This is a genomic window from Moraxella sp. E33BD (assembly GCF_041807865.1).
Taxonomy (GTDB): Bacteria; Pseudomonadota; Gammaproteobacteria; order Pseudomonadales; family Moraxellaceae; genus Moraxella; species Moraxella haemolytica.
This window is the reverse complement of record NZ_JBGTZD010000004.1, coordinates 141,652-168,047: the sequence shown is the minus strand read 5'-3', so window position 1 is coordinate 168,047 and position 26,396 is coordinate 141,652. Positions and strand designations below refer to the sequence as shown.

At 42.8% G+C, this 26,396-nt stretch carries 25 protein-coding genes and 3 pseudogenes; 3 read left to right on the top strand and 25 right to left on the bottom strand.

Annotated elements, in window-relative coordinates; translation table 11 throughout:
• Window positions 1-222 precede the first annotated feature (222 nt).
• From ACERC6_RS03730 to ACERC6_RS03660, 15 genes and pseudogenes are all read right to left on the bottom strand, one after another.
• The gene (locus ACERC6_RS03730) at window positions 223-507 is read right to left on the bottom strand and encodes a hypothetical protein (protein WP_373628597.1); all 285 of its coding nucleotides are present in this window, start codon (window positions 505-507) and stop codon (window positions 223-225) included.
• An 18-nt stretch (window positions 508-525) separates the two neighbouring features.
• Window positions 526-1,314 carry a KilA-N domain-containing protein gene (locus tag ACERC6_RS03725; RefSeq protein ID WP_373628596.1) on the bottom strand — a complete coding sequence of 263 codons (789 nt, stop codon included), beginning with the start codon at window positions 1,312-1,314 and terminating at the stop codon, window positions 526-528.
• Window positions 1,315-1,994: 680 nt separating this feature from the next.
• Window positions 1,995-2,378, bottom strand: a complete 384-nt coding sequence (locus tag ACERC6_RS03720) for a type II toxin-antitoxin system death-on-curing family toxin (RefSeq protein WP_373628605.1) — start codon at window positions 2,376-2,378, stop codon at window positions 1,995-1,997.
• Window positions 2,369-2,530: a hypothetical protein gene (locus ACERC6_RS03715; RefSeq protein ID WP_284672826.1), complete on the bottom strand. Its 162-nt coding sequence runs from the start codon at window positions 2,528-2,530 to the stop codon at window positions 2,369-2,371. Before ACERC6_RS03715 ends, ACERC6_RS03720 begins: the two co-directional genes overlap by 10 nt.
• Window positions 2,531-2,607: 77 nt before the next feature.
• Window positions 2,608-3,075, bottom strand: coding sequence for an HK97-gp10 family putative phage morphogenesis protein (locus ACERC6_RS03710; protein ID WP_373628595.1), 468 nt, complete (start codon window positions 3,073-3,075; stop codon window positions 2,608-2,610).
• Window positions 3,072-3,395 (bottom strand): phage head closure protein, encoded by a 324-nt coding sequence (locus ACERC6_RS03705; protein WP_373628593.1) that lies wholly within the window; start codon window positions 3,393-3,395, stop codon window positions 3,072-3,074. The genes ACERC6_RS03710 and ACERC6_RS03705 overlap by 4 nt, the downstream gene beginning before the upstream one ends.
• 90 nt (window positions 3,396-3,485) lie before the next feature.
• Window positions 3,486-3,692 (bottom strand): head-tail connector protein, encoded by a 207-nt coding sequence (locus ACERC6_RS03700; protein ID WP_373628592.1) that lies wholly within the window; start codon window positions 3,690-3,692, stop codon window positions 3,486-3,488.
• Window positions 3,693-3,772: 80 nt separating this feature from the next.
• Window positions 3,773-4,954, bottom strand: a pseudogene (locus ACERC6_RS03695) (phage major capsid protein).
• A gap of 44 nt (window positions 4,955-4,998) precedes the next feature.
• Window positions 4,999-5,570 (bottom strand): annotated as a pseudogene (locus tag ACERC6_RS03690) (HK97 family phage prohead protease).
• Window positions 5,545-6,771, bottom strand: coding sequence for a phage portal protein (locus ACERC6_RS03685; RefSeq protein WP_284672829.1), 1,227 nt, complete (start codon window positions 6,769-6,771; stop codon window positions 5,545-5,547). Before ACERC6_RS03685 ends, ACERC6_RS03690 begins: the two are co-directional and overlap by 26 nt.
• A 7-nt stretch (window positions 6,772-6,778) precedes the next feature.
• Window positions 6,779-7,660, bottom strand: a complete 882-nt coding sequence (locus ACERC6_RS03680) for a terminase TerL endonuclease subunit (protein ID WP_373628590.1) — start codon at window positions 7,658-7,660, stop codon at window positions 6,779-6,781.
• Window positions 7,615-8,403 carry a terminase large subunit domain-containing protein gene (locus tag ACERC6_RS03675; RefSeq protein WP_373628589.1) on the bottom strand — a complete coding sequence of 263 codons (789 nt, stop codon included), beginning with the start codon at window positions 8,401-8,403 and terminating at the stop codon, window positions 7,615-7,617. The genes ACERC6_RS03680 and ACERC6_RS03675 overlap by 46 nt, the downstream gene beginning before the upstream one ends.
• A gap of 88 nt (window positions 8,404-8,491) precedes the next feature.
• Window positions 8,492-8,974, bottom strand: a complete 483-nt coding sequence (locus tag ACERC6_RS03670; protein ID WP_373628588.1) for a phage terminase small subunit P27 family — start codon at window positions 8,972-8,974, stop codon at window positions 8,492-8,494.
• 86 nt (window positions 8,975-9,060) lie between these two features.
• The gene (locus ACERC6_RS03665) at window positions 9,061-9,414 is read right to left on the bottom strand and encodes an HNH endonuclease (protein ID WP_373628587.1); all 354 of its coding nucleotides are present in this window, start codon (window positions 9,412-9,414) and stop codon (window positions 9,061-9,063) included.
• The gene (locus tag ACERC6_RS03660; RefSeq protein ID WP_373628586.1) at window positions 9,383-9,898 is read right to left on the bottom strand and encodes a hypothetical protein; all 516 of its coding nucleotides are present in this window, start codon (window positions 9,896-9,898) and stop codon (window positions 9,383-9,385) included. The genes ACERC6_RS03665 and ACERC6_RS03660 overlap by 32 nt, the downstream gene beginning before the upstream one ends.
• 487 nt (window positions 9,899-10,385) lie before the next feature.
• Between ACERC6_RS03660 and ACERC6_RS03655 the strand changes: the two genes are divergently transcribed.
• Complete coding sequence (locus ACERC6_RS03655) at window positions 10,386-10,589, top strand: hypothetical protein (RefSeq protein ID WP_249100407.1); 204 nt, start codon at window positions 10,386-10,388, stop codon at window positions 10,587-10,589.
• Between the two features lie 2 nt (window positions 10,590-10,591).
• On the opposite strand, the pseudogene ACERC6_RS03650 reads toward ACERC6_RS03655, so the two are convergent.
• The 7 genes and pseudogenes from ACERC6_RS03650 to prmB all read right to left on the bottom strand — a co-directional run.
• Window positions 10,592-10,993, bottom strand: a pseudogene (locus ACERC6_RS03650) (phage minor tail protein L); the annotation flags it as partial.
• A gap of 21 nt (window positions 10,994-11,014) precedes the next feature.
• Entirely contained in the window at window positions 11,015-11,191 is a 177-nt protein-coding gene (locus ACERC6_RS03645) for a hypothetical protein (protein WP_373628585.1), read from the bottom strand.
• Window positions 11,192-11,386: 195 nt separating this feature from the next.
• A complete protein-coding gene (locus ACERC6_RS03640) occupies window positions 11,387-11,971 on the bottom strand; it encodes a hypothetical protein (protein ID WP_373628584.1) in 585 nt (194 codons plus the stop codon).
• A 69-nt stretch (window positions 11,972-12,040) separates the two neighbouring features.
• A complete protein-coding gene (locus ACERC6_RS03635; protein ID WP_373628583.1) occupies window positions 12,041-12,493 on the bottom strand; it encodes an aminoacyl-tRNA deacylase in 453 nt (150 codons plus the stop codon).
• A 34-nt stretch (window positions 12,494-12,527) separates the two neighbouring features.
• Window positions 12,528-13,079, bottom strand: a complete 552-nt coding sequence (locus tag ACERC6_RS03630; protein WP_373628582.1) for a hypothetical protein — start codon at window positions 13,077-13,079, stop codon at window positions 12,528-12,530.
• 14 nt (window positions 13,080-13,093) lie between these two features.
• Window positions 13,094-14,182: a chorismate synthase gene (gene aroC, locus ACERC6_RS03625; protein WP_284672841.1), complete on the bottom strand. Its 1,089-nt coding sequence runs from the start codon at window positions 14,180-14,182 to the stop codon at window positions 13,094-13,096.
• 159 nt (window positions 14,183-14,341) lie between these two features.
• On the bottom strand, window positions 14,342-15,457 hold the full coding sequence (gene prmB, locus ACERC6_RS03620) for a 50S ribosomal protein L3 N(5)-glutamine methyltransferase (protein ID WP_373628581.1): 1,116 nt from the start codon (window positions 15,455-15,457) through the stop codon (window positions 14,342-14,344).
• 179 nt (window positions 15,458-15,636) lie between these two features.
• Here prmB and ACERC6_RS03615 point away from each other — a divergent pair, with 179 nt between their 5' ends.
• The gene (locus tag ACERC6_RS03615) at window positions 15,637-16,782 is read left to right on the top strand and encodes a JmjC domain-containing protein (RefSeq protein ID WP_373628580.1); all 1,146 of its coding nucleotides are present in this window, start codon (window positions 15,637-15,639) and stop codon (window positions 16,780-16,782) included.
• A gap of 103 nt (window positions 16,783-16,885) precedes the next feature.
• Here the strand turns inward: ACERC6_RS03615 and ACERC6_RS03610 are convergent, their stop codons facing one another.
• The 3 genes from ACERC6_RS03610 to ACERC6_RS03600 all read right to left on the bottom strand — a co-directional run bounded on the left by ACERC6_RS03610 (window position 16,886) and on the right by ACERC6_RS03600 (window position 24,539).
• Window positions 16,886-17,839, bottom strand: a complete 954-nt coding sequence (locus ACERC6_RS03610) for an AEC family transporter (RefSeq protein ID WP_373628603.1) — start codon at window positions 17,837-17,839, stop codon at window positions 16,886-16,888.
• Window positions 17,840-18,052: 213 nt separating this feature from the next.
• Window positions 18,053-19,936 (bottom strand): tRNA uridine-5-carboxymethylaminomethyl(34) synthesis enzyme MnmG, encoded by a 1,884-nt coding sequence (gene mnmG, locus ACERC6_RS03605; RefSeq protein WP_373628579.1) that lies wholly within the window; start codon window positions 19,934-19,936, stop codon window positions 18,053-18,055.
• A gap of 196 nt (window positions 19,937-20,132) precedes the next feature.
• Window positions 20,133-24,539 (bottom strand): NAD-glutamate dehydrogenase, encoded by a 4,407-nt coding sequence (locus ACERC6_RS03600; RefSeq protein ID WP_373628578.1) that lies wholly within the window; start codon window positions 24,537-24,539, stop codon window positions 20,133-20,135.
• A 309-nt stretch (window positions 24,540-24,848) separates the two neighbouring features.
• Between ACERC6_RS03600 and xseA the strand changes: the two genes are divergently transcribed.
• Window positions 24,849-26,366 (top strand): exodeoxyribonuclease VII large subunit, encoded by a 1,518-nt coding sequence (xseA, locus tag ACERC6_RS03595; protein ID WP_373628577.1) that lies wholly within the window; start codon window positions 24,849-24,851, stop codon window positions 26,364-26,366.
• The last annotated feature ends 30 nt before the right edge of the window (window positions 26,367-26,396 follow it).

Below are 26,396 nucleotides of genomic sequence, written 5' to 3'. Positions count from 1 at the left end.
ATGATTTCATTGACATGAGCAAGGTTTTCTTGACGCAGTACGATATTTTTGCCAGTGTGAATACACTTTAAGGAAAAACCACCCAGCATATAATATAAAGGTTGTTTTTTGTCAAAATCATCAGAAGCAATAAAGTCTAATCGCATGGCGACCACCTCAAACAAATACACTTCATACCATACCTCAAATTATCCTAGAATTCAAGCAATGGCAAGCAAATGCCTAATGCAAATAATGCTGTTTTTTGGCACGATGCTTATCAAGGAAATCTTGGGCTTGCTTACGCCTTTCAGCAAAAGGCATGAGACTACCTGTCGCCTGTTCGTTTAATGCATCAAAGATTAGCCCTGTGCTTTTGGATAGCTTAAAGAATTTTTGACTCAGTACATCAAGACATCCTTGTAGCTCCCTGATTTCTGTGGTAACTCGGTCATACTCCATCAAGCCCACCGTCCGCCAAAAGGCGGTCAGCACGAAAGCCCCACAAGCGTGCTTGCAGGGTTTCATAATGAAAAGTTTAGTTAATTAATAATAACGACCAACATCCCAATGTTTATTGGTAATCATGTCAGGGTTCATGCCATCATAGCCCAAATGTTTGCCGATGGTGTTGGCTTCTATTGCCGCATGAATGATATGGTCATGGATTTGTCCTGATAAGCGTGGCAACAAGGCACGAAACGGCTCTTCAATGGCTTTATACCAAGAATAAATAAACTGCGTATGCCATGCCAAGTTCTGGGCATTGATGGATAGGCTCTCATCCATACCACCTTTTGATTTTACCATCAGACCATGCACATACTCTACCGCCTGCCCCACTTGTTCTTCTGACAGCTCTTTGATTTCATCAATACCAAATCTTTGATGCACCATTTTATAAATCGTGGCATAGTCCAATCTCAACACCCCAGTGGCTAGACTGACAGCGTTACGGAGCGGTAGCGTATCGTCTGATGACAGTTTGGGCAAGCAAGGTATCGCCCCTGTGTTTAGATTGTCAAATGCTCGGATAACCATTAGGCTGAATTTTGCACTTATCCACATACCGTAACGGATTACCAGTTCACGGCAAACGAATGTACCACCTTTTTTGCCTTCTGTTGTTGTATATGCGATACTCATCAAATTTGATGAGTTTGATTTTTCAAGCTCAATTTCTTTGATAAGCTCTTGTGTTTCAGCATTACGCATAAAGTTTGATGGTTGGTGTTTGCTTGCACCGCCAGAAATTTTATGCAGATCGTTTAGGGAAAATAAGCCGTTATGTTGGCTAATTGAAGTGTTTGCAACAATAAGATTGACATAGTACATTACCTTTTTCAGTTGGTAGAAAGCCCAAAAGGGCGGATAGGAAGCTGAAAAACCGCTGTACTAACGGCGTGTGGTATTGGGTATTTCCACACCTTCCTACCCATAAAAAAGGTAATCGTAAGGATTGGCAATTTTTGTGGGCACAAAAAAATCACAGATTTCGCTTGTGATTGGCGAGTACAAAAGAAGTTTTTCAGGCTTCGTGTGGTTATTCTATAAAAATCAAAATTTATTGTCAAGATATTTTTTGATTATTTTTAAATGCTCAAATTTGAGCATTTAAAAATAATTTTCTGAAATTTCCCCAATTAAGGGGGCTAGGGGGTTCAGAAACCGAAAACAAGAACGGTTGGATTTATTCGTGTAGCAAGCTACCTTATTTCATCGCCCCCCTAACATAATTTTAGCGATGGTGGAAATCCGCCAACGGTTATTTTTTGAGCGATACGCAAATTTGCGTATGTCATGAAAGGGAATTTTTGACAATAAAAAACCGCTTGGGCTTTCGGGTGCAGTTATCCGCTAGTTACTAAGGTTCTGACACCTTACGCACATCATACCCCAACCCACAGCCTTTGTCAATCCAAATCATTAAAAATCAGTTCAGAAGCATTCATAGATTTCCTTTGGGTAATAAAAACCGCTCACGATGGAGCGGTGGTAAATAAGCAGCAATACTGTCATTGTGCCAGTTGATACAGACAGTCAGCGATAGTCCTAGCAAGCATCTCGTGTGGCTCGTCATTTTCTACAATCTCCACCATCAAATCATCCAAGCCGACATTGGCAGGAATGGAAATGCCTTGCACTTCTAGGAATGCCAGCATCACGGATAAGCCTGTGCGTTTATTGGCATCGACAAAAGCGTGTCCTTTGGCAATAGCAACGCCATACCAAGCAGCAATCTCAAAAGCATCATCAATGCAATTGTAGTGCATTTGTTGGTCTATGCGACCAAGTACACTTTCAAGTCTGTCAAGATGAACGCCTGCACGCCCCACGCCTGTTTGGGCAAGGATTTCATCGTGAACCGTGATGACAAAAGCTGTGCTAATCATCGATATGCCAGTTTTTGCAGCTCTTCTTTATGGGCTTTGATCACACGCTGAGTTGCATGAGCAACCAGTCGGCGAGTTGCTTCGTCGTCGCTTAATTGCATTGGGACAATCGGTGTGGTTGGGCGTTTGATGGGTTCGGTTGCCAATTTTTTAAGCATTAGTGACTCCTTTTAAGTTATTGTGAATCAATTGAACTATTTTAGCCAAAAAACAATAGTTTTGCAATCATCGCCATCTAACCCTTCAATTTATCAATCCGCTCGCCCAATTTCTTTTTAAATCGCTCCACCGCTTCGTCTTTGTTATGATCAAAAGCAGGTCGCAAAAATGGCACAGCTGGCATTTTTGCAGTACCCCTTTCTAAGAAGTGCCAATACCTAGGATAGAGCTTTTGGGGGTTTTTCTTGCTGATGACAATGCCAATAGCGGCAGAATACATCCCTTGTGCGTGTTCTTTTTTGGTTAGCCTGCGTTTTTTAAGCGATGACTTAAGCAGACCTGGCTTGACCGTTACTGTATTACCACCGTACTGCATTTGATGCGGTTCGGGTGCTTGTTCGGCACGAGCTTTAGCTTCTTTAAGCATAGGATTAGCTGCAAAATGCAATGCAGAATATAACGCCTTGCCACGCATATCTTCTTTTAATTCGCCCAGTGCCTTATCCAGCTCTTTTAATCCTTCAACTTTTACTGTGGCTTTCATATGTTTTTTAACACTAAAGTCAGATACTCTCGCCCACTTGCATTGTCTGCCAGTGGTTCGCCCACAATCTCATACATTCGCCCTATGTGTTCTACTCGCATTGTGTTATCAATATCCGTGCGATAACGGATTTTGGCTCTTGCTGTAATTTGGCTATCTTGTGCCTGCCCTGCGATGATGTCTTTGACCGATAGGGGCGTAAACTGCCCCCAAATCGTCAAAATATACTCCCATCGTTTAGATCTGACCGCTCCTGTGGCGGAGCGTTCGGTGGCAGGACGGTGGATTTTTAAGCGGTGGCGTAATTGACCTGCCTGCATTCACACCCCCATCACACGATAAGGGGTAAGCAGGTACTGTACGCCAAATGGCACTTGAGTGATTGTTACCATGTTTGTTTTTGTTGCTTCTCAATTCTCATACCAATGAGCAATAAGCATCAAGCAGGCTTGATTGATTGATGGCGTGTACTCTAAATCACCGCCATTATCTTCAAACTCTCGGCTAGTAAAATTGCTGACATAGTCATAAGCAGCACTAATATAGCTACGCAACAGCTCATCTTCATCGTCATGCTCAATGCGACACTGATGCTTGACTTGTTCAAGGGCAATCATTCTTTTGCTTTACCTTTTGTTTTTTCTCAATATCTGCTATTTTCCCCCATACACCCCAAGCCTTGCTTGGGGCTTTTATGTTATTTTGCTTGCAAAGTGCCGTAAATAAATGCTTCTGGTCTATACACTGCTAAAGCTAATCGCTCTTCACACAGCACGGTTACTAAGTTTTTAACAAAATCATCTTCATTTTCCGTTGCAACAGCGACAGAAGACAGTTGTCTATCAAAGATTTGTGCACCCAAATTAAACGCACCAGTTAAAAATTTACCCGCCTCCATGGCGGTCGTCTCAACGACAGGCAACCCCCACAAAGTGCGGTTGGCTGAACCTTGAGGCAAGCCGATAATGTGTCTGCCATCTTTGTCTTTTTCTAGCTCAATCTTCGCTCAATCAATTGGATTTAGCACCAAACCAGATGCTGGATATTCCGCCAAATAAGCCTGCAAGACTGCCAAGCGGATCTGATCAATGATGCTATAATTTGCCATCGATGCCTTGTCAGAAAAAGCCGTGGCTTGTGGAATAATGCCTTTTAGATTGCCATTTTCGCCATCGCCATTGAGCAATTGTCTATCTTCAACCAGTTTTAAACCGTACATCAAGCGACCGTTGATATAGCTTGATAACATTGATGCGTCATCAAGAATTTGTCGGCTTGCTTTGACAAAGTGAGCAAGCGTACGCACTGACACAGTCTCTGTGCCAAATTTGATGTGCGACTGAGCTTTTTTATCGCCTTCGTTTTCTTGTGCTGCCGCCGAGTTTGTAAAACCAGTCTCTTTGACATACTCAACAGCATTGCTATCAGTCGTGCCTGCCATCAACAAATCACGCACACGCAACTTTTGGTTTGGTGGTGCGATGATGCCTTGTAGTCTTTGCGTTTGCACCAACGCACCTGCTGCACCATCTGTGTCTGTTGTCGCCGATGTGATTGTTGCTTTTACCTACAAAGACGCACGGTTGCCTTTTACTGGATTTTGGGCAAATTGTTTGAACGATTCAGATTCAAACAGCTTTCGTCCTAACGGTTGATCTGGTACAGACGCACTGCTACGACGAGCTTGTTTTTGTTCAACATCAGCCAAGCGTGTGGTTACCTCGTTGATACTTTGCAGTACGGCATCAACATCGCCTTTGATGTTGTCTAGTTTTTGTTCACCCAAGCTCATGCGACCTTTTAGCTCTTCGCCCAAGCCCTTGACTTTTTCTGTTGCTTTTTGTAGTTCTAAAGCAAGCTCTTTACTTGATTGTGTCATATTACACCTTGATTGATTTTAAGATTTCTAATGCCATGTCATCATCATTTAGTATTTTTTAGTCCGCCATCGGCAATTTTGGCAGCCTGCTCTTGATTAAAGCCTGCATCGACCAAAAATGCTTCAAAGTCTTGCAGGCTTGGCAACGCTCCTTTATGTAGCGTACTTTTGATTGAATTGATACGGCTTTCTTGGTTGGCTGGCATCGTAACGATCGATATTTCTTTTAGGTCAATATCGATCAGCTCATGTGCTTTTTGCTCTTCGTTGTATTGCCAACGATTAAGTTGATAGCCGATTGATAACCCATCAATTGCGTTGTTTTTTAGCAGTGCGTAAGTCTCTTTTGCTTTACTGATGTCATCAATAAACAGCTGACCTTCGCCATACAAGCCATTTTCGTCTTCATACAGCTTATGCCATACGCCGTCTTGTGTTGCCACAAAATTGGCAACTTCTTAGACTTTACGGACAATTCATTGATTGACTCTAAAAAAGCACCTTTTTTCACGATGTCGCCATAACTGTCTTTTACATCAAACACGCTAGCATAACCGCTAAAAAAGCCGTCATCTTGAACGGCTTTGGCTTTAAACTCTATTGATTTTGTCTTCATCTTTACCCACATTTTCTATTGTTGTTAAGTTCAACTGTACAGTCAGACCATCACCACCAGCAATCGGTGGCAAATCTTCTAACACACGCACTTCGTTTCTTGTCATCCAACCATTTTGTAGGGCTGACATATAAAACTGTGAGCGACCTTGGCTGTCAGCACGCAACAAGCCTTCAACGCTAAATTTTGGCTTGTACTTTTCACGCTCGGATGCTGTAAGTAGCTTTTTGGTGATGGCTTGCTCAATACGCACCAGATTTGGACGCAACGAGTACATCAAAAAGCCCAAATTCATGCCCTCCAAGCTAGATGCCCAGCTAGATGCCTTGTCAGTGTGATAAACCAACTGTGGCGGAACACCAAAAGCTCGGCAAATTTCCTCAATACCAAAATATCGGCTTTCTAACAACTGAGCATCGGCAGGGTTCATCTTAACTGCGTTGTTTGATACGGTCATACCAGCTTCTAGCACCATGTACTTACCTGCATTTTCTGGCTGAGCAAAAAATTCAAGATTTTGTCTTAGTTTGTCTCTTTGCTCGGTTGTCAGCACCTCTTGACCTGTCTGCAAAAAACCACCAGCTTTTAGGTTATTACTAAATGTATGACCAGCTGCGTTGTTTGCATCAATTTGGCTACCCATCACACTTGCTTGATAGCGTATGGGCGATAAACCAACCAAACCATCAAGCGTAAAGCCCTTGATATGTAGCACTTCATCAGCATGATGAGTGTCATTGCCAACCAAGTAACTTATCTCGCCTGCTTCGTCTCGCTTAACCGTTGTGATAGAAGAGTCTAATATTTCAAGACTGACGATTTGCCCCTGTTTGTTTCTGCTAATGAGTGTGTACGCATTGCCCCACAAATCCAGCGACACAATCCTCGCCTCCCAAAACTCTGATGCTGTCATATCTGCATTGGGTGCATCATGTAAAATTCGATGCAAAGGATGTTTACTTGCTGATGTGTTATCAATGCTACGCAAATGCAAAGGTAGGCTTGATATGATTTGCGACCTTAGCCTCACACAAGCCCAAACTGCAGACAACTTTAAGGCGGTATCAGCAGTAACCGCTGTGCCTGATGGCATATACACACTGTCAAATGGCTGAGCGGTACTACCTTTTGACAGTCGTTTACCACCGCCAAGCCACTTGCTATAAAAGCGTTGCCACCAGTTTTTATCATTTGTTGTCATAGTCTCCTCAAAAAATAATTGGATTGTCTAAAAAGTCATTGATATTACCCTTATCTTGATGCGTGATTGCTCGGCTCATCGCCATAATCAGTGCAACCACGCCATCAATCTTATTCTCGGCTCGCTCTTTGTTTGGATAAATGTTATCTTTTTTGTCAACTTGTGCAACAACATTACTCATCATCCAAGTCATTACTGGGTCGTCACCATGGGCTAAGCGTTTTTGTAATACGACAGCCTCAAGCTCCTTCATTGGTTCACTCATGTTTTGAACGGTGTGCCGAAGCTCAACCATGGTCATGCCCTCTTTTTCCATTTCTTGAGCAAACTGTGTTGCCTGCCAAGGGTCATATGCCACTTGCTTGACATCAAATCTACCAAAAAATTCTCTTAGGTCATCTTTGATTACATCAAAATCAATCACCTCACCCATCGTTAGCGTAATCAAGCCTGCGTTATCCCACGCTCGATATCGCTCGCTATTAACATCAACATCTTCTAAGACTCGCATATCAGGCAGATAATAGCGTGCGTGTACATGATAATTTGGGTCATCAGCCGTTGGTACGAACAACAATACCAAACCCACCATGTCAATCTTGGTTGCAAGGTCAAGACCAATATAACACGCACGGTTTTCAAGTTCGCAAAGCGGCTTTCTTGGCGGTGCATCTGCCCATTTTGCCATATTCATCCATGCGTTTTTTGCACCAACCCATTCATTTAAATGCTTTGTTCTAAAAATCGTTTGCTTGGCTGACGATGCGATGGCATCTCGTTGCCTTGCCTTTAAAAACTCACCCGACACAGAGATATCGTAGTTTGGATTGGCTTTCATCAGTGCTATGTCGATTGTCCATTCATCGTCTTTGTCTTTGCCGTATAGCACCGCCCACAAATCAGGAATATCAAGGCGGTGGTAATGACAAGCATCACAGGCTGTTCCCTTGCCCCCATGCCTGTCTCCATCGTGTCATACAGCGTGTCATCTTTATGCTCGTGGTATTCATCGATGATGGCACAGCTGGGGCTGGCACCATCGCCAGGCTTACCAATGACTGGCTCAAAACGAGAGCCGTCCGACACTCGGTTCATGTTAGAAGCATTGACCTCAATACCAAAATACTCTTTTAATTGTGGCGTCTTCTCCACCATCATCTTAGCAGGACGGAACACTTCCCACGCTTGCTTTTCGGTGGTTGCACCGCTGTACACCTCTGCACCATATTCACCATCAGCACAGAACATATAGTTAGCGATGCCTGCAGCGATGGCAGATTTGCCATTTTTACGGCACACAAAAATAAAAATCGTGCGATATCTTCTAAGATTATCGGACTTCTTCACCCAACCAAATGGGATACAGCAGGCGAATACCTGCCATGGTTCGAGGTGGATTTTCTTGCCACGCCTCGCCCACTCGCCCTTAGTATGGGGTAACAGCTGAATGAACCTCGCCACTCGCTCGGCTTTGGCGGTGTCAAATTGATAAGGATAATCCTTATTTTTACTTAATTCTTTATCGCTAAAATGCCTTTGGCACGCTAATTTTATCCATTTGTTTGTGATGATTTTCCCATTGATGACATCACGAGCGTACTTTTCGGCTTTTTTTACATTGTGATAGATCATGAGTTAAATTTTTGATACGCCAAATACCCTACAAGCACGCTTGCAGGGTATTTAAGATTTTAAGAAAATTTAGTTAGTAATAACCAAATCACAAATCCGCAAATGGATTGCTTACATTTTCTTGCTTTGCCCCACCTGTTAATCTTGCTCTACTACTCGGATCAAGCCCTAATAGCGAACCGAACTGCACCAATTGACGAGCTGTCTCATTCATCACAGTAACCGCAGGGTTTTTTGCCATCGAGCCAGTTTCTTCATTCGTGATGACAATGCCGTTGTATTTTATGTGCTCTTGTGCTTCTCGCCATCTTGCATAAGCAACACAAAAGCACTCAATATTGTGTACATCTGCAATCGTCAAAACCTTATTGCTCAATAGCTCTGGCATGACAAGTCGCCATATCTCAAATGCCAACGGTGGCAACCACTCAGGCGGCTCAATGTTGGTGATGCTACTGAACTTGGGTTCATTTTTATTGATGGCTCTCTTGCCAGCGTTGCCATTCAGCTCTTTTAGCTTGGCGGGCTTAGGTTTTCGCCCACGCCCTGCAACTGTCGCAATTCCGCCCATTCTTGCCCTACCCCCTAAACTTTTAATTTTGCGGTTGTAAAAATTTTAGCAGGGGGTCGGTCATACCGCTTGATGCCGTGAACTTTTTACCCACCCCCATATCTCTCTGCCTTCGTTTTTATTTGGTGACAGGCATGGCAGATGGCTTGTAGGTTTGTTAAGTCGTCTGTACCGCCTTGTGCCTTACTGACAATATGGTCCACTTCGGTGGCAGTTGTGTACCTGCCTGAATGCTGGCAAACTTGGCAGATATAACCATCTTGTTGCATGACTTGCTTGCGAAGTTTTCTCCACGCCTGCCCATAGCCACGCTCGGATGCGGTGCGACCTTTCTGACTCTTGTGCCAGCCATACCTTTGATGGGCGTGTTCATCACAATGCGTTATTATCTTGTCAAGACCGATGACCCTAATTACCGCCCCATGCCTTATACTGTGCAATTTGCCATTGAGTGTTTGGCAGCCACACCCAATCCAACTCACTAGGCACGGTTAAAGTTAGCCCTTGGCCAAACGCCCAAATCTCAATTTTGTTTAGATACTCACTCATTTGTTTTACACTCGCTTTTGTTGTACTGATGTTTTTAATGACATTGTTTGCTAAATTCTCATACTGCCAATCGTCAAGTAAGCCTTTGCACTGTGCGACACTCCCTACCATTTGGGCAAAATCGCCGTCATCTCGTGCATAAATCTTACTCAAAAATAGCCGTTTAAAATACAAATGCAAATCTTGCCCTGTTTGCTGTTTTAACTGGTGCAACCATTTCCAGTAAAGGCGGTTTTGAGCAAGGCTTCTTGCCTTATCATCATCAATACCAATGGTTACAACAACCTTGTTTGGTGTGTCTAAAAAGTGGTTTAAAAAATCAAAAGCCAAAAGCCAAATCATTACTCCGATAGGGATTGCTCCACCTAATAGCATTGAGCAAAAACTAACCCAAATCCTAACCGAAATCCAATCATTAAAAAAACCGCCCAACTAAGCAGTTTTTATTTTAGTTGTCTCATTTTGCACCCATAAAAAACCGCCCAAGTTGCACTTGGACGGCTGAATATGTGTTTATAATTCAATGGCTTATAAAATAAAAAAGCCAAATAATTTTGCGAAAAAACGCAGAAATTACTTGGCTTTATTTGTATATTGTAATACAATACATTCCATCAACACAAGGGGTGTTGATTGGGCTAGGACAAGCCTAGTGATAAATAAGGAAAAGAACGATGTACAAGTTAATCCAAATCATTGTCCTTATTGTCTTACTACTTATTAGCATAAATGCTTGGTAAGCAATAAGCCAGTGAGTTAGCTACCAACTAACAAACTGGGTGCTAAGTGGGATAGCCGTCCTACTTAGCACATTCCTTACCCATTATCATAGCACCATTTTTATAAAAATCAAGGATTTTTTATGGCAGATAAAGCAAGCCCACAAGCACGCAAAAAAGCAACCGCTAACTATTTTGATAAGTCATTGGCACGCATCGGACTTGTCATCAGTCATACCGAGCCAGAAGTCCTAGCAGCCCTTGAGAGCATTGTAGCACGCAAGGGCTGCTCAAAGGCAATGGCAATCAAAACCGCTTTGGTTGAGTACGCCAAAACGCTTGACTGACCCACCAAACTACTGGCAGGAAATCCGCCAAATCGTTGTTCATTGTCTCTTAGTTGGCAGTCAGTCAATCGCCCACCACACCTGTCCAGCTCTGGATTGTCGGTGGGCTTGCCGTCTGTCGTAAAGCGGTTTATGCCAATATAACCGCACTCTTCGCCACGATAACGACCACACACCGCCCAATGGCAGTAGCTGGTAATGTTGCGAACAGGGATTGTTAATCCTTCAAAGTCCACAGGGTTTGACAGCTCAAAAGTGGTGGTGGCGTTGGTTTCGCTTGTTTTTTGTTCGATGTACCAGTTTTGGATTTTAAAGTTTTGTTCATCAGCACTGGTCAGATATTCTGCTAATGTGTGAATGACTTTTAATTTAGCCCCTACAAAATCACTAAACTTTAGGCATAAGCTCATCTTTTTTGGGTGCGGTTACTGCTCCAAGTGCCAATGCCTCCAGCCCATTGCCATGCCACCTACACCACCTAAAATACCTGCTGTAATCGCAGTGCCGGCACCGTGTGCAATGCCTGTTAAAGAAGCAAAATTGTTCCGTCTCATCAAGCAATCGTAGGACTGGTTTGTAGAGAGTAAAATAAATCTTTTCATGACCTACCAAAATACCACCTTCTTTTGGTAGTAAAAAATACAGGGCATCATCATATTTGTGATTGGAAAAACTTGCAGGTATTTTTTTCTTTAAAATCTTGCGACTGACTGACGGTAATCATGCCATCCACAAATGGTTGCATATCATGACTAGATTATAAAACCAGACAAAGACTGTTGCAACCCTTGTTCGGTTTAATGCTCTGATGGTTTGACCTCAACCGTGATGACATAATCCATCACCGCAGGCTGACGCTCAAATGCGTCATATTCCAAACGAATGACATGGCGACCGTTCGCCACCACTTGATAATCGCCATTGGCAAAATCGTGATAATAAGGGGTATTTAGATACGGCTTCAAACGACGATCAGACACCGCCACACTGACCACATCACCAATAGCAGGATAAATAAAATAATCGCAAGTACTACTCAAAATACTGTCTTTGCGAGAAATAACCGTATTATCAATGCGTTTTTGCACCAATCTTGGGCATTCATCTTGTGCTTTTGTACGCCTATTTAGCGGAGTGGCACTTGGCAACTGCTTTATGCCAACACTCACCCTTTCGCTAGCGTCTTGATCTGTATGACTTGGGGTAATTTCAAGTGGCTGTTCGTCTAGCTTACACCCATACAGCAATGCCGATAACGCAAAGATCCATGCGGTCGGCTGTTTCACCCATCTTTTTTTCATGTTCACAAATACCATACCATCATAAACCCTACTTGCGTCCATTGACCATAATGTCTGACAACCCACAAGAACTTGGTGCATCAGTCAAATGCCATACAATAGCATTATAACATACTTTATGATAGACTTTTTATCCAAACCAAGACCTTATCAGTCATCAATAATATCCACAAAACTTGCTCCAAGCACCTTAGCAAGATGAGCAGGAATCATTCCCACATCAAGCCCACGCCGTCCACCACTAACATACATTTTATCTAGGCTTTGGGCGGTGCGGTCTATCACACTAGGCAGTCGTTTCTTTTGAGCGATAGGACTGATACCGCCAACCAGATAGCCTGTGATACGCTCAGCACTGGCAATATCCGCCATTCTTAGTTTCTTAACACCCACTGCTTTGGCAAATTTTCCCAGATTTAGCTGATATGCCACAAAATAACTCTTGCCATCTGTTGCCAACAAAGTTTTAAAAACTTCGATATCAGCCAAACCTAGTTTTTCGCACGCCTCTTGCCCAAAATTAGTATTGCTTGGGTCGTGGTCGTATTCATGAATACTAAACTCAGCTTTAGCCCTTTTTAATAAAGTTATGGCAGGTGTCATTGCTTATATCGCTTGCTAATAAGGATAGTTAGGGTTAATGAGTGGGTGAATCTTGGTTGAGCTGATGAATTCTTTGGCGTACAGCTTTGTGAAAGTCGCTATTATCATGAGTACCGTTTGCTCGATTTTCTATGATGCGTTGCCATGCTTTTTTCTCAGTCATGAAAAAGCCGTAATGGTCTGAAGCCAATAAGATATTATAAATACCATAAACATCTTCGTGATCTTGGCATAATTGTAAAATATGATCAGAAATATCATCTAGGTCATCATACATTAGGCTTAATCGATGATATCCCCAAACCATACAATGATAATAGACCCCTTCGGACAATTTCGCCCCAAGCTGTATTTTTTGTGAACTAAGTCGTTCATCTGAAAATTGTTGCTCGCTACTGGGGCGAAAAGTCTGTGAAAACACCATATTGTCCAAATCCGAACCATACAATTGTTGGAATTGAGCATAATTAGGGGTAATCATTTTGTACCAGTCCATCAACATTGATTCGTTGGCAATACTTAACTGACCAACAAACAGTAGTGGCAAACTCAAGGCTTTAAAAATCAGTTTTATGTCAAAAAACATATCACACCAAGCACTCACTCAATCGGTCTTAATGGATAAGCAACATCGGCATTTTGGCCACGATGACGCAGGTAATGATCAAGCAGAACAATGGCAAGCATGGCTTCAGCAATAGGAGTTGCTCGCACACCCACGCAAGGGTCATGACGACCTTTAGTAATGACATCAGTTGCCTGACCGTCTAGGTCAATCGTCCTGCCTGCGGTTGTGATACTGGCGGTTGGTTTTAGAGCAATGGCGACACGGATGGTCTGCCCACTACTAATACCGCCTAAAATCCCGCCTGCGTGATTGGCACAAAAGCCATCAGGGGTGAGTTCATCTCGACTGTCATGGCCAAACTGCTCAATCACACCAAAGCCATCACCAATTTCCACACCCTTAACAGCATTGATAGACATCATTGCATGGGCAATATCGGCATCTAAACGATCAAAGATTGGCTCTCCCAAACCAACAGGAACATTATGAGCAAGAATCTCTAGCCTCGCCCCACAGCTTGTGCCTTGCTCACGAAGTGAGATAATCAGTTTTTCAAATCTGGGTATAGCATCACTATCTCCACAAAAAAACGGGTTTTGGTTGACAATATCCCAATCTAGCTTTTCTGCTTTTTCGGTGCCAATCTGCGTAACATGACCACGAATAATAATACCCAAACGCTCTTTTAAATACTTTTTAGCAATCGCTCCTGCTGCCACACGCATGGCGGTTTCACGAGCGGAAGAACGACCACCACCTCGATAATCCCGAAAACCGTATTTCATCGTGTAGGTGTAATCGGCATGATTAGGACGAAAGGTCTTGGCGATATTGCCATAATCTTTGGATTTTTGGTCGGTATTGCGGATTAACAGTCCAATCGGTGTGCCTGTGGTTCGCCCCTCAAATACCCCAGAGATAATCTCTACTTTATCGTCTTCTTTTCGTTGGGTGGCGAATTTAGATGTGCCAGGTTTTCGGCGATCAAGCTCGGCTTGCAAATCTTCTTCACACAAGGGTAAATTAGGCGGTACACCGTCCACGATTGCCATAAGTCCCACACCATGCGACTCGCCACAAGTGGTTACACTAAAAAGTTGCCCTATGGTATTACCTGACATATTACCCCCTCTAAATGATTTAAAACAAAGTGGCAAGATAACCACCTATCTTTGTTATTTTCATTACGCTGTTATTTATAAAAGGCGTATCGCTAAACAGACTTACCTTTTATCTCATAAAAATTTGGTTGCTAAGTTGCTAAATGATGGCTACCTGTGTTATTTCAGCCACGATTCGCCTTTTACTCTCTCAACCTGTCTTGCAAATTCCTCTCGATACTCCAAAAGCTCCTCACAAGTAATCGCAAATACCCCATTACCACCTTTTTGGAAAGTCAACCAATCAAACTGAATCTCAGGATAAGCCTGTCGTAGATGCCATTCACTATTGCCCACCTCACAAACCAGCAGTCCATCACGGGTTAAGTAGTCTGGGGCATGATAGAGAATTTGATGCACCAAATCCAAGCCATCTTGTCCTGCTGCCAAAGCGTGTTCTGGCTCATGTAGAAACTCTGGCGGTAATTCTGCCATATCCTCAGCATCAACATAAGGTGGGTTGGTAACAATCAGTTCGTATTGATTCTCAGCAGGGATTTTTTCAAATAAATCGCTTTGGAGTAAATTCACCTGATGCTCTAGATTATGATGCTCCACATTCGTCCATGCCACTTCCAATGCGTCTTTATCAATGTCTGCCCCATCGACATTCGCATCAGGAAAAGCTACTGCCAAAGCAATGGCAATACAACCAGAACCTGTACACAAATCTAAAATTCGCTCAGGGGGTGATAACTGCAACTCTTGTAATCCGTGTAAGAAAAACTTGCTTTTGCCCACATTGTCCACATCAAAATAAGGATAAAACTGCTGACTGATCAGCTCTGCAATGGGTGAACGAGGAATAAGCACTCTCTCGTCCACATAAAAAGGCAAATTGCAAAAGTACGCCAAATTGATGAGATAAGACAAGGGTTTACGCTCAGTAATACGGCGACCCAACAACTCTAGTATTGCCTGTTTTTCACCGTCAGTTAGTCGGCAATCAAGAATTTCAGGGTTTGCCTCCCAATCCAGATTAAGAGTATGTAGCACAATCGCAGAACTTTCAGCAAATTCATCAGTTGTCCCCTGTGCCACCACCACATCATATTCACGCAGTTTGCTCACACAAAAACGGATAAAATCACGAATGCTACGCAGATTACGTCCTGCTTCATCAAGTTTCGCATACAACGCATCTATCTGTGCTTGGTTTAATTTACCATCTTCCAAGTCAAACTCTTGCTCGTATTCGTCATAAAATTCATCGTGTTTATAGGTGGTATCCGACATGCTATTGCCTTTTTAATAGGTAGAAACTAAATTGCCATTATAAAGAAAATTTTATTTTTTTTAAACCAGTTTTTGTACATCACCTAAAAAATCAATCAATAAGTTTTTAGCCATTTACATGGTTTTTTTGGTTAAAAATTGCTAAAATAGCCCATTGTTTTAACCAAAGAAATGACATTATGAGCGATAAACTACCCTTTTGCCTGCCTACCGATATCACGCCAGAGATTTTCCTGCAAGAATACTGGCAAAAAAAACCTTTGCTGATTAAAAACGGTCTACCTGCGTTAGTCGGTATGTTTGAGCCAACCGATGTACTAGACTTGGCAACAGAAGACGGTGTATCAGCTCGTCTCATCACCCAGCAAGACAACAACCCAACAGTATGGACACTCAAAAATTCGCCCCTAAACGAGCAGGATTTGCAAAACACACCCAAACTCTGGACGGTCTTGGTACAAAACCTAGAACAATGGTCGCCTGAGCTTGGTGAACTTTGGCAGGCCTTTGATTTTATTCCAAGATGGCAACAAGATGACATCATGGTATCAGTTGCTCAAGCTGGCGGTAGCGTAGGCGAGCATTATGACGAATATGATGTGTTTTTGGCACAAGGCTACGGCAAACGCCGTTGGCAACTGGGTAAAATGTGTGATAGCGACACACCATTCATCGAAGGTCAACCCATTCGCCTGCTTGATGACATGGGAGAAATCATTTTTGATGAAATCTTAGAAGCTGGCGATGTTTTATATGTGCCGCCACGCCTTAGTCATTATGGTGTTGCGATTGATGACTGCCTGACTTTTTCGTTTGGTTTTCGCCGCCCAAACATGGTGCAAATCCTAGATGAAATCGCTGATATCGCCACTGGTGAACACGCCCTGTTTTCTCCGCTGGTTTTGCCCCAAAATGTGCAAAACAGCCCTCATGAATTATCCAATGATAGCATCAACGCCATCAAAGATGAGCTGATTAACCTACTAAATTCCGATCAAGGCAACGCCATCTTAACTCAAGCAATCAGTGAGCTGGTTAGTAAGCGAGGGTACGATCTGATTTCTTTTGATGATGAATTAGGCCCTAATGAACTTGCTAAGCGACTACACAATGGCGAGTGCTTGATGATCAATCCTGCGTGCCGTTTTGTATTACAAAATAATGACTGGTACATCAACGGCGAGCATATCTGTTTTAATGACCAAGAGTTAATACTCATTGAGCGGTTTACCAATAATGAAGCAATCATCTTTGATGATTTGAATGATCAACTGTTGACAAGCTGTACAAATTGGCTAAATGACAATTGGCTGATTTTGATTTAAAGTTTGACAATGGCATGGCAAGTACTTTTGCAAGTATGTTTATAAGTCCATATCCAACAAAAATGAGCCAACTTCGGCTCATTTTTTATACTCCCACTCATCACTATGCCAAAGCCAAAATCCGAAGCCACGCCATACCCACTGCCATGCCTACCATGCTAACCACAGTAGTAAACGCCAAAATATTCGCCGCCAAGACATCATTACCACCCATTGCTTTTGCCATCACATAGCTTGCCGCTGCCGCAGGACTTGCCACCATGACAAACAGCACACCAAATTGCACAGGAGACAATTTTAATAAAATACCCACCAACACTGCCAACAATGGAGCAATGATAATCCGACCAATACTCGCCTGCATAGATAAGCCAGACAAACCTAACATGGATTTAATCTCTAAAGTCGCCCCTGCACAGATAAGGGCAAGTGGCAGAGCAATGTTTGAAAGTAGCTCACCTGTTTTAGTAATGGGTGTAGGTGGTAAGGGCAGATTGGCTATTTTATAAACAAAAGCGGACACCAACGCAATGATGAGCGGATTGGTAAAGATTTTTTTGATGACATTGATGCTTTGTGATTTAAAGTTGGTATTTTGGCTTGTGCGTGATAAAGTGATGACCGATAATATATTATAAAGAATCGTAAGAATCCCCATATACATCGCCCCCACACTCGTTCCCACCACGCCATAAGCATTGGTCGCCACCGACAGGGCGATAATCGCCATATTAGAGCGAAACACCCCCTGTACAAACACGCCTTTATCACGAACATCGCTGACAAAAAATTTGGCGTAGATTTCCGACCCAAAAAATAACACAAAGGTTGTGATAAACCCTGCGATAATAAGTGGCAATTGCTCGGCATAATTAACTTCACTTTTAATCACGCTAAAAAATAGCAAGCACGGCAAGCCAAACTTAAAAACGATGTTGGAAGCAGTATCAATAAAATTAGGATTGATTTTATCCGTCTTTTTCATATAAAAACCCAGCCCCATCAAGACTAGGTTTGGAAAGACAATCATAAAGGCAAAACTTATGGCTTGGAAGATTTCTTGAACATTCATCGCTGTTTACTTTTTGGTTAGGCAGAATATTTAAAATCCTGCCGTTGTTTTTTAAAAACCGCTTTTAAAAAAGATATTAAAATTATCAACTCAATCATCGCTGATTTTTCTTTTATGGGACGGCTAAACTCTACAGGCATATCACATACTTTTTATGGCAAGCCTAAGTAGTGCGTATTTTATTCATCAAACCTTCTACTACACCAACTTCTCCGCCTTTTTTAACTTCTTAACCGTCATCGCAAGTAAACTCACCGCTGCAGGCGTAACACCACTGATTCGGCTTGCCTGCCCTAAGGTAGATGGGCGTACATGTGAGAGTTTTTGTACAATTTCGTTGGATAAACCAGAAACTTGGGTATAATCAAAATCAAGAGATAGTGGCGTATTTTCAAGGCGTTTCATCTGCTCAATTTCCTCATTTTGGCGATCAATATAGCCTTGATATTTCACACTAATTTCAATCTGTTCACCAGCTTCGCTACTAACTTGGCTGTCCGCTACTTGGGCGATGTCAGCAAAACTCACATTAGGGCGTTTTAATAAATCAAGCAGATTGTTTTCTTTGGTTAAAATCTCGCCTGTATTATCCATAAACGCTTTGCCAATGGCATTGTTTGGCGTCGCCCAAATGTCTTTTAGGCGTGCGGTTTCGCTTGCTATCATTTCCATTTTTTGATTAAATTTAGCCCAGCGTTCATCATCCACCAAGCCTAATTCTCGCCCAATGGCGGTCAAACGAGCGTCTGCATTATCCTCACGCAAAAGCAATCGGTGTTCGGCACGGCTAGTAAACATACGGTATGGCTCTTTAGTACCGTGCGTAATTAGGTCGTCCACCAATACACCCAAATAAGACTCATGGCGTTGTGGTGTCCAAGCCTTACGCTCTTGTGCCTGCAAAGCAGCATTCAAGCCAGCCAAAAGCCCCTGAGCCGCTGCTTCTTCATAGCCTGTTGTTCCGTTAATTTGTCCTGCAAAATACAGATGCTCAATGGCTTTGGTTTCTAGTGTGGGCTTTAGGGCTTGTGGGTCAAAATAATCATACTCAATGGCATAGCCGGGGCGTGTGATATGAGCATTTTCAAGCCCACGCATTGTATGAATAAATTCAACCTGTACATCAAAAGGTAAACTTGTGGAAATGCCATTGGGGTACAATTCATGCGTGGTCAAGCCCTCAGGCTCAATGAAAATTTGATGACTGTCTTTGTCAGCAAAACGATGAATCTTATCCTCAATACTTGGGCAATATCTAGGACCAACACCTTCAATCTTACCGCTAAACATCGGACTTCTATCAAGATTGTTGCGGATAATATCATGGGTTTTTGCGTTGGTATGCGTGATATAGCAAGGGATTTGGCGTGGGTGCATAGACACATCACCCATATAACTCATCACAGGCAAAGGCGTATCTCCCTCCTGTATGGTCATCACAGAAAAATCCACCGTGCGTGCATCAATCCTAGCTGGCGTGCCTGTTTTTAGTCGTCCAACAGGTAATTTTAACTCACGCAAACGGTCCGCCAAACGAACAGATGGCATATCACCTGCCCGACCGCCACTTTGATGATCCAATCCAACATGAATCACACCACCTAAAAAAGTCCCTGATGTCAGTACTACCGAGCGGGTGTTTAGGCGAATGCCTGTGGCTGTAACCACTGCCACGGCACGCCCATTTTCCACAATGATGTCATCAACAGGTTGCTGAAAAATCGTAAGGTTTTGCTGGTTTTCAAGAATGTGACGGACAAATGCCTTATATAACAAACGGTCTGCTTGAGCTCGTGTGGCTCGAACCGCCGCCCCTTTTCGGCTATTTAGCACTCGAAACTGAATGCCTGAATGGTCGGTTGCCAGTGCCATCACCCCGCCCAATGCGTCCACTTCTCGCACCAAATGTGATTTGCCAATACCGCCGATAGCAGGGTTGCAACTCATCTGCCCAAGCGTCTCAATATTATGCGTAATCAGCAGTGTATCTGCCCCCATACGAGCAGCTGCAAGACTCGCCTCTGTACCTGCATGCCCACCACCAATAACGATGACATCAAATGTTTTGGTTAAAAAGCTCATAATAAATCTTTATTGTTTGTTTAATTTAAAAACTTATTATTCTAGCATATTTTTACTAGACTGTAATATCAAGCCAGTCAATTTTTATCATAAAATGGTTGTAAGCTGTGCAATATTTTACCGCTTTTGTGTTTTTGGACGATTTTTAAAGCAATAAAAAATCAGAGCCAAATTGACTCTGATTTTTTTATTATTATCAACCCAACAAATCAGGCTTAAATGCGTTGCACCACGCAGGCAGTCTAGCAAAAATGGTAGCTATCTGGCTGGGTACGCCCTGCTGTTCTAGCCTTGCTTGATAGGCGGCATCAATGGCATCACGATTGATACTAATCTTACCAGTCAGCTGTGCCACATCAAGCGACGCATGAGCATTAAGTAGCGTTATCATTGCGTCTTTTAAAGACTTACGAAGATCAAGCTCCATGTCTAGTTGTAACTGTGCTGATATTTGATTATCTAGCTTTTCAAGCGATTGCCATAGCGACTGTACCTCAAAAACATCACGCACCACGGCATACGCACGGGTAATGTCAGCAATGCTACGCTTAGTCTGACTATAGATGTCATACACCGCTTCAATGCCCAATCGGTTGACCAAACCATTGGTCAAATAAGTACAAATGATTTCACGGTGCAAACGATGTTTTACCATCTCATCAAAGTACGGTTTACTTAGTGCATTTGGGAAGTATTTTTGTAGTTCATTTAGAAAATACATATCATCGGTCAAATCGCTTGATAGCATTTCATCATAAACCCACATTTTGCCATAAGCAAGTAAAACGGCAAATTCTGGATTAGTAAGACCTTTTGACTGCTGTTTCAGCACAGCAACCGTCTCATCAGTTGGTAGATACTCAATACTACGATCCAAGCGTCCTAAATGCTCCAAAAATTGCATAAAGCTATGGTGTTCAGGTAATCTTTGTGCCGATTCTCGAGCCGATAGCTCAATGGCTTGTGGTTGCAGGTAGTTTTGACGAAGTACCAATTTCGCCACTTCATCGGTCATGCTCTCAAGCAAGACATTACGCTGTGTGATGGTCATGTCGTCTTGTTGCACCACTGAACCTAGTAGAATCTTAATATTCACTTCATGATCAGAACAGTTCACACCTGCTGAGTTATCAATGGCATCCGTATAGATACGACCGCCATTTTGGGCGTATTCAATACGACCTTTTTGGGTACAACCCAAATTGCCACCCTCGCCAACCACTTTGGCACGCACTTCACCACCATTAACACGAATGGCATCATTCGCACGGTCGCCAACATCAGCATTTTCTTCATCTGTCGCTTTAATATAAGTACCAATACCACCATTCCAAATCAAATCCACAGGAGCTTTTAATAGTTTATTAAGTAGCTCATTTGGTGTTAGCCTGTCTTCGCTAATATCAAAGGCTTCTTTCATCTGTGGCGTAATGGCAATGGCTTTATCCGTGCGGTTAAACACACCACCACCCTCACTGATGAGACTGGCATCATAATCCGTCCATGCCGAACGAGACATTTCAAATAAACGCTGGCGTTCAACAAAGGACGCTTTGGCATCTGGATTTGGATCAATAAAGATATGCAGATGGTTAAAGGCAGCCTGCAGACGAATATTATCTGACAATAACATACCATTACCAAACACATCGCCTGACATATCACCAATGCCCACAACGGTCAACTCGTCACGGTTTTGAATGTCTTTATCCATCAATCTAAAATGGCGTTTGACACTCTCCCAAGCACCCCTTGCGGTAATGCCCATGCCTTTATGGTCGTAGCCTGCTGAACCACCAGAAGCGAAAGCATCTTGTAGCCAAAAGCCATATTCTGCCGACAAAGCATTGGCAATGTCTGAAAAAGTTGCCGTACCTTTGTCTGCTGCCACAACCAAGTATGGGTCGTCCTCATCATGACGCACTGTATTGCTTGGCGGCACAACTTGACCATCAACCAAATTATCCGTCAAATCAAGCAAGCCACGAATGAAGGTCTGATAGCACGCCACACCTTCTGCCTGCCACAGTTCACGGTTTGTCGCTTTGGTTCTATCCTTGCAAACAAAACCACCTTTTGAACCCACAGGTACAATCACCGAATTTTTGACCATCTGAGCTTTGACTAGCCCAAGCACTTCGGTGCGATAGTCTTCCATACGATCAGACCATCTTAGACCACCACGAGCAACCTTTCCACCACGCAAGTGCACACCCTCAATGCGTGGCGAATACACATAAATCTCAAACATTGGCTTAGGCTTGGGTAGATGTGGGATTTGGCTAGCAGCAAACTTAAAGGACAATCTATCTTTACGCTTACCCATCTCATCAACTTGATAATAATTCGTGCGAAGCAGTGCATCAATCAAGTCCAAAAACCAATGAATGATGCGATCTTCATCAAGACTACTCACCAAAGCAAGCTGTTCTTTGATACGGGCTTTTACCGCACAAATCACCTTGTCACGCTCTACCACATCAGGCGACATCTTAGCATGAAACAGTTGAACCAACTGCTCACCAATCGCAGCATTATTTACCAAAGCCGTGTGAATGTAGTCATTAGAGAATGGAGCTCTTGCCTGTACCATGTAACGAGATAATGCACGCAAAATAAGTACATCATAAGCATCCAGACCACTTACCAAAATCAGCTCATTTAATCTGTCCGACTCAATATTACCCAACCAGATTTCACGCAAGCTATCTTCAAACTGCGTACGCACCACATCAAGATCAATGCTCATGCCATCACGCAATTTTAATTCATATTCTTGTAGCCAAGCACCCACATCATTACCGAACTTAAAGGTTTGAGCATTTAGTACAAGCACCCCAAAATTCTCAAGAATTGGCAAAATGTGCGACAAAATGGTCGGCTCGCCTTGTCCGTATAGCTTCAAGGTTAATCTATCAAGACCTTTTCCGACAGGCTGATATAGTCGCCATGACATTGGATTGTCTGTATTGATTGCCAAAAGACGCTTGGTATCTGCCACTGCTGTGCTAGCATCATAGCGTTCTTTGTAGGCGGCAGGAATTGCCTCACCATATAGATGGGCCAGCTGATTTGCCTTGCTTTCGCCCATCTCATCACTCAAGATGCGTGCATATTCATCAGACCAATCTTGCATGAGTGCAGTCAACTGACTTTCCAATGCCTTGGTGTCCACCGTTTTAACTTGACCAGGAATGGTTCTAACATGAATGTGTACACGAGCATGGTGCAGTTCATTAAACTCTGTTGTAAAATTCGATGATTCGCCACCATACGCTTGGGTTAGCACTTCTTGAATTTTCATTCTAAGTTTGGTGTCAAATTTATAGCGTGGTATATACACCAAACATGACACAAACCGTTGATAATGGTCAATACGAGTAAACAGACGCAGGCGATTTTTGTCTTGTAGCTGACTGATGGAAAGCACCATCGGATACAACTCATCAATGTTGGCCTGAAACAAGTCATCACGAGGGAGCGTATTAATAATATGCACCAGTTTTAGATAACTGTGGCTATTTTTTGGCAAGCCTGACATTTTAAGGATTTGATCCGCCTTTTCACGCAACAGCGGAATATTGTTGACACGGGTTTGATAAGCAAGTGAGGTAAGTAAACCCACAAAGCGATATTCGCCAACCAACCTGCCGTTTTCGTCATATTTATGAATGCCCAAAAAATCCATGTACACAGGGCGATGCACAGGCGACTCATGGCGAGATTTGGACAATAAAAGCACACGAGGTAGGCTTAATAGGTGCTTTAGCTCATTGGGTAAACGATGAAAACTTTGTGATAAAGCATCTTCAGATGAACCTCTTAGCACACCCAAGCCACTACCACCTACTGAGTGTAACTCTGCGTTATCACCAAGCTCATCAAAGCGATATTCACGAAAACCCATGAAAATAAAGTTATTATCCGCCACCCAGTCCAGAAAACTTAGCACCTCATCTTTGGAATGATGTACGGTTGGAATTGGTGCATTTTGCATCTCTTGACGAATGCTTTTTAACTTATCACGCATCTGCGACCAGTCTGAGACGATGACATCAAGCGTGTTAATCTTGCCAAGTAGTGCCTCATAAATCTCACCCAAAACCGCCTCATCTTGACGAGCAATCTCAGCATGGAACAAAGAATACTGCTGAGCGATGCCAGCATCACTTTCATCCGTCTCCACCACATCAATGATGTGTCCTAGCTCATCACGCACTACTTTTACCAAACTGTTATGAATGCGTTTGACCGAAACGCCTTTTTTCTCAAGCATCATTAGCATGGTGTCTGTCAAAAATGGGCGATCAAATACCGCCATTTGAATGACGCTACTTTTGCTGGTGAAATAATGTTCATCACTAACAGGATTGATGACTGCCAGTCTTGGACTGGTACCATTGTGGTGTTTTAATTGGCTAAAATGGTGCAATGCCATGCCTGCAAGGTCATTATCGTTAAAATCAGCCGCCACATCATGATGCAACTTTTTATAATAAATATCAATAAATTTAGTCAAAAGTGCAGCATTTTCGCTACTTTTGTCAATGGCGATGCGAGTAATGTTGGCGATACGGCCTGCATCGATCATCAGTTCTTTCATTGTTGATTCCATTTTTGTTGGTTGGATAAAAATCATCAGTGTAAGTATACAGCAGTACACACATACACTTAGCGTGAATACCTTAACCGAACACAAGTACAAAATCAAATGGGTTTTTTTTAATTAGTTATTAAAAAAACCTATAAATAATGATTTTTATAAAAATTTTTCTGATAAATATTCATCAGTCATCAATCAAACTCATCATCAATCGGACAATCAGTTTTATTCATGCGTTAGGTGTGTTATAGTGTTGGTGTTATTTACCAAAATTTTAACAAAACCAATCTAAACACCAATCAGTAAAAAATGAATAAAAACACCAACCATATCGTTCGTCTTGCCCAAAATCTATCAACACCCAATAAAGACATCGATGAGCTACACGCCAAAATCGCCGCCGAATTAGATGAACTAAATGAAATCCAAGACACACACAGCCAACTTGATGGCACACAGCTGTCTTTAAGCGACTATTTAACAGCGGTCAAGATGGTCATCAGCGACACCTTTGATCATGAAGTATGGGTGCGTGCTGAAGTGCGTGCCTTGTCATCTAAAGGCGGGCATTATTATTTTGAATTGGCAGAAAAAGATGACAACGACCAAATTGTTGCTAGTTGTCGTGGGACGCTATGGCGTTATCGTGCACAGCCTGTTCTGGCGAAGTTTCATGCCGCTACAGGCAGAGCATTGGGGGCAGGTACAAGCATTCTAATTAAGGCATCAGCAACCTTTCATGCCCAGTATGGCTTTAGCATCAACATCAGCGACATCGACCCAACCTACACCATCGGTGAGCTTGCTGCCGCTTATCATGCCATGAAAAAACGCCTTCACGATGAAGGATTGACTCGGTTGAATAAATCCCTAGTCGCTCCATTTGACATTCGTCATGTCATCGTCATCTCCCCACAAAATGCCGCAGGCTTGGGTGATTTTCGCCGTGAAGCCGATAGGTTACAGCATTTTAATGCGTGCCAGTTTCATTATCATCATGCTACTTTTCAAGGTAATCATGCTCCAGATGAGATCAGAGTTGCTATCACACAGGGTATAGAGCAGTTTCGCCAAACTTATGGCACTTTGCCCGATCTGCTTGTCATCATTCGTGGTGGTGGTGCGGTGGGGGATTTGGCGTATCTCAACGACTTTGAGCTTGCTGCACTCATCGCTGAACAGCCTGTGCCTGTATGGGTGGGGATTGGACATGAACGAGATAGAGTACTAATAGATGAAGTGGCACACACTCGCTTTGACACACCATCAAAGGTGATTGGAGCGATTGAGAGACATCTTATTACCATCACTCAAGATGCCAAACTTGCCATACAAGATATCAAAAATACTAGCCAAGCACTGTTGTCAAATGCCAAAAATAAAAGCGAGACACTCATGGCACACAGCCAAAATCTCGCCCTAAAATTAGTACAGCTCACCAAAAAAGATGCAACACATAGCCTACAAAGAACCAAGTTACTCACCATGCATCAGCTTGGTAACCAAAAGGCATCTGTAGAGCATTTGCTTTACCAAAGCAGGGTTCAGTCTTATGCTCATTTAAATACCACCAAAAGACAACTGACCCATTTTGTTGGTCAACATCAAAACATCTTGCCCAAATTGGCATTGTTGCGTGAGCATTGCCGTCATCTACAAAGTTTGATTTTGATTCAACACCCTGCCAAGACGCTGACTAAGGGTTATGCCCTCATTCATCAAAGCGGCAAAATTCTCTCATCTGTCGCACAGCTCAATCAAGAACAAGCACTCACCATTGAGCTACATGATGGCAAAATACAAGCCTACCCCAACAAAAAAGTCTGATGATACGCTAACAAAGCCTATACATCAGAT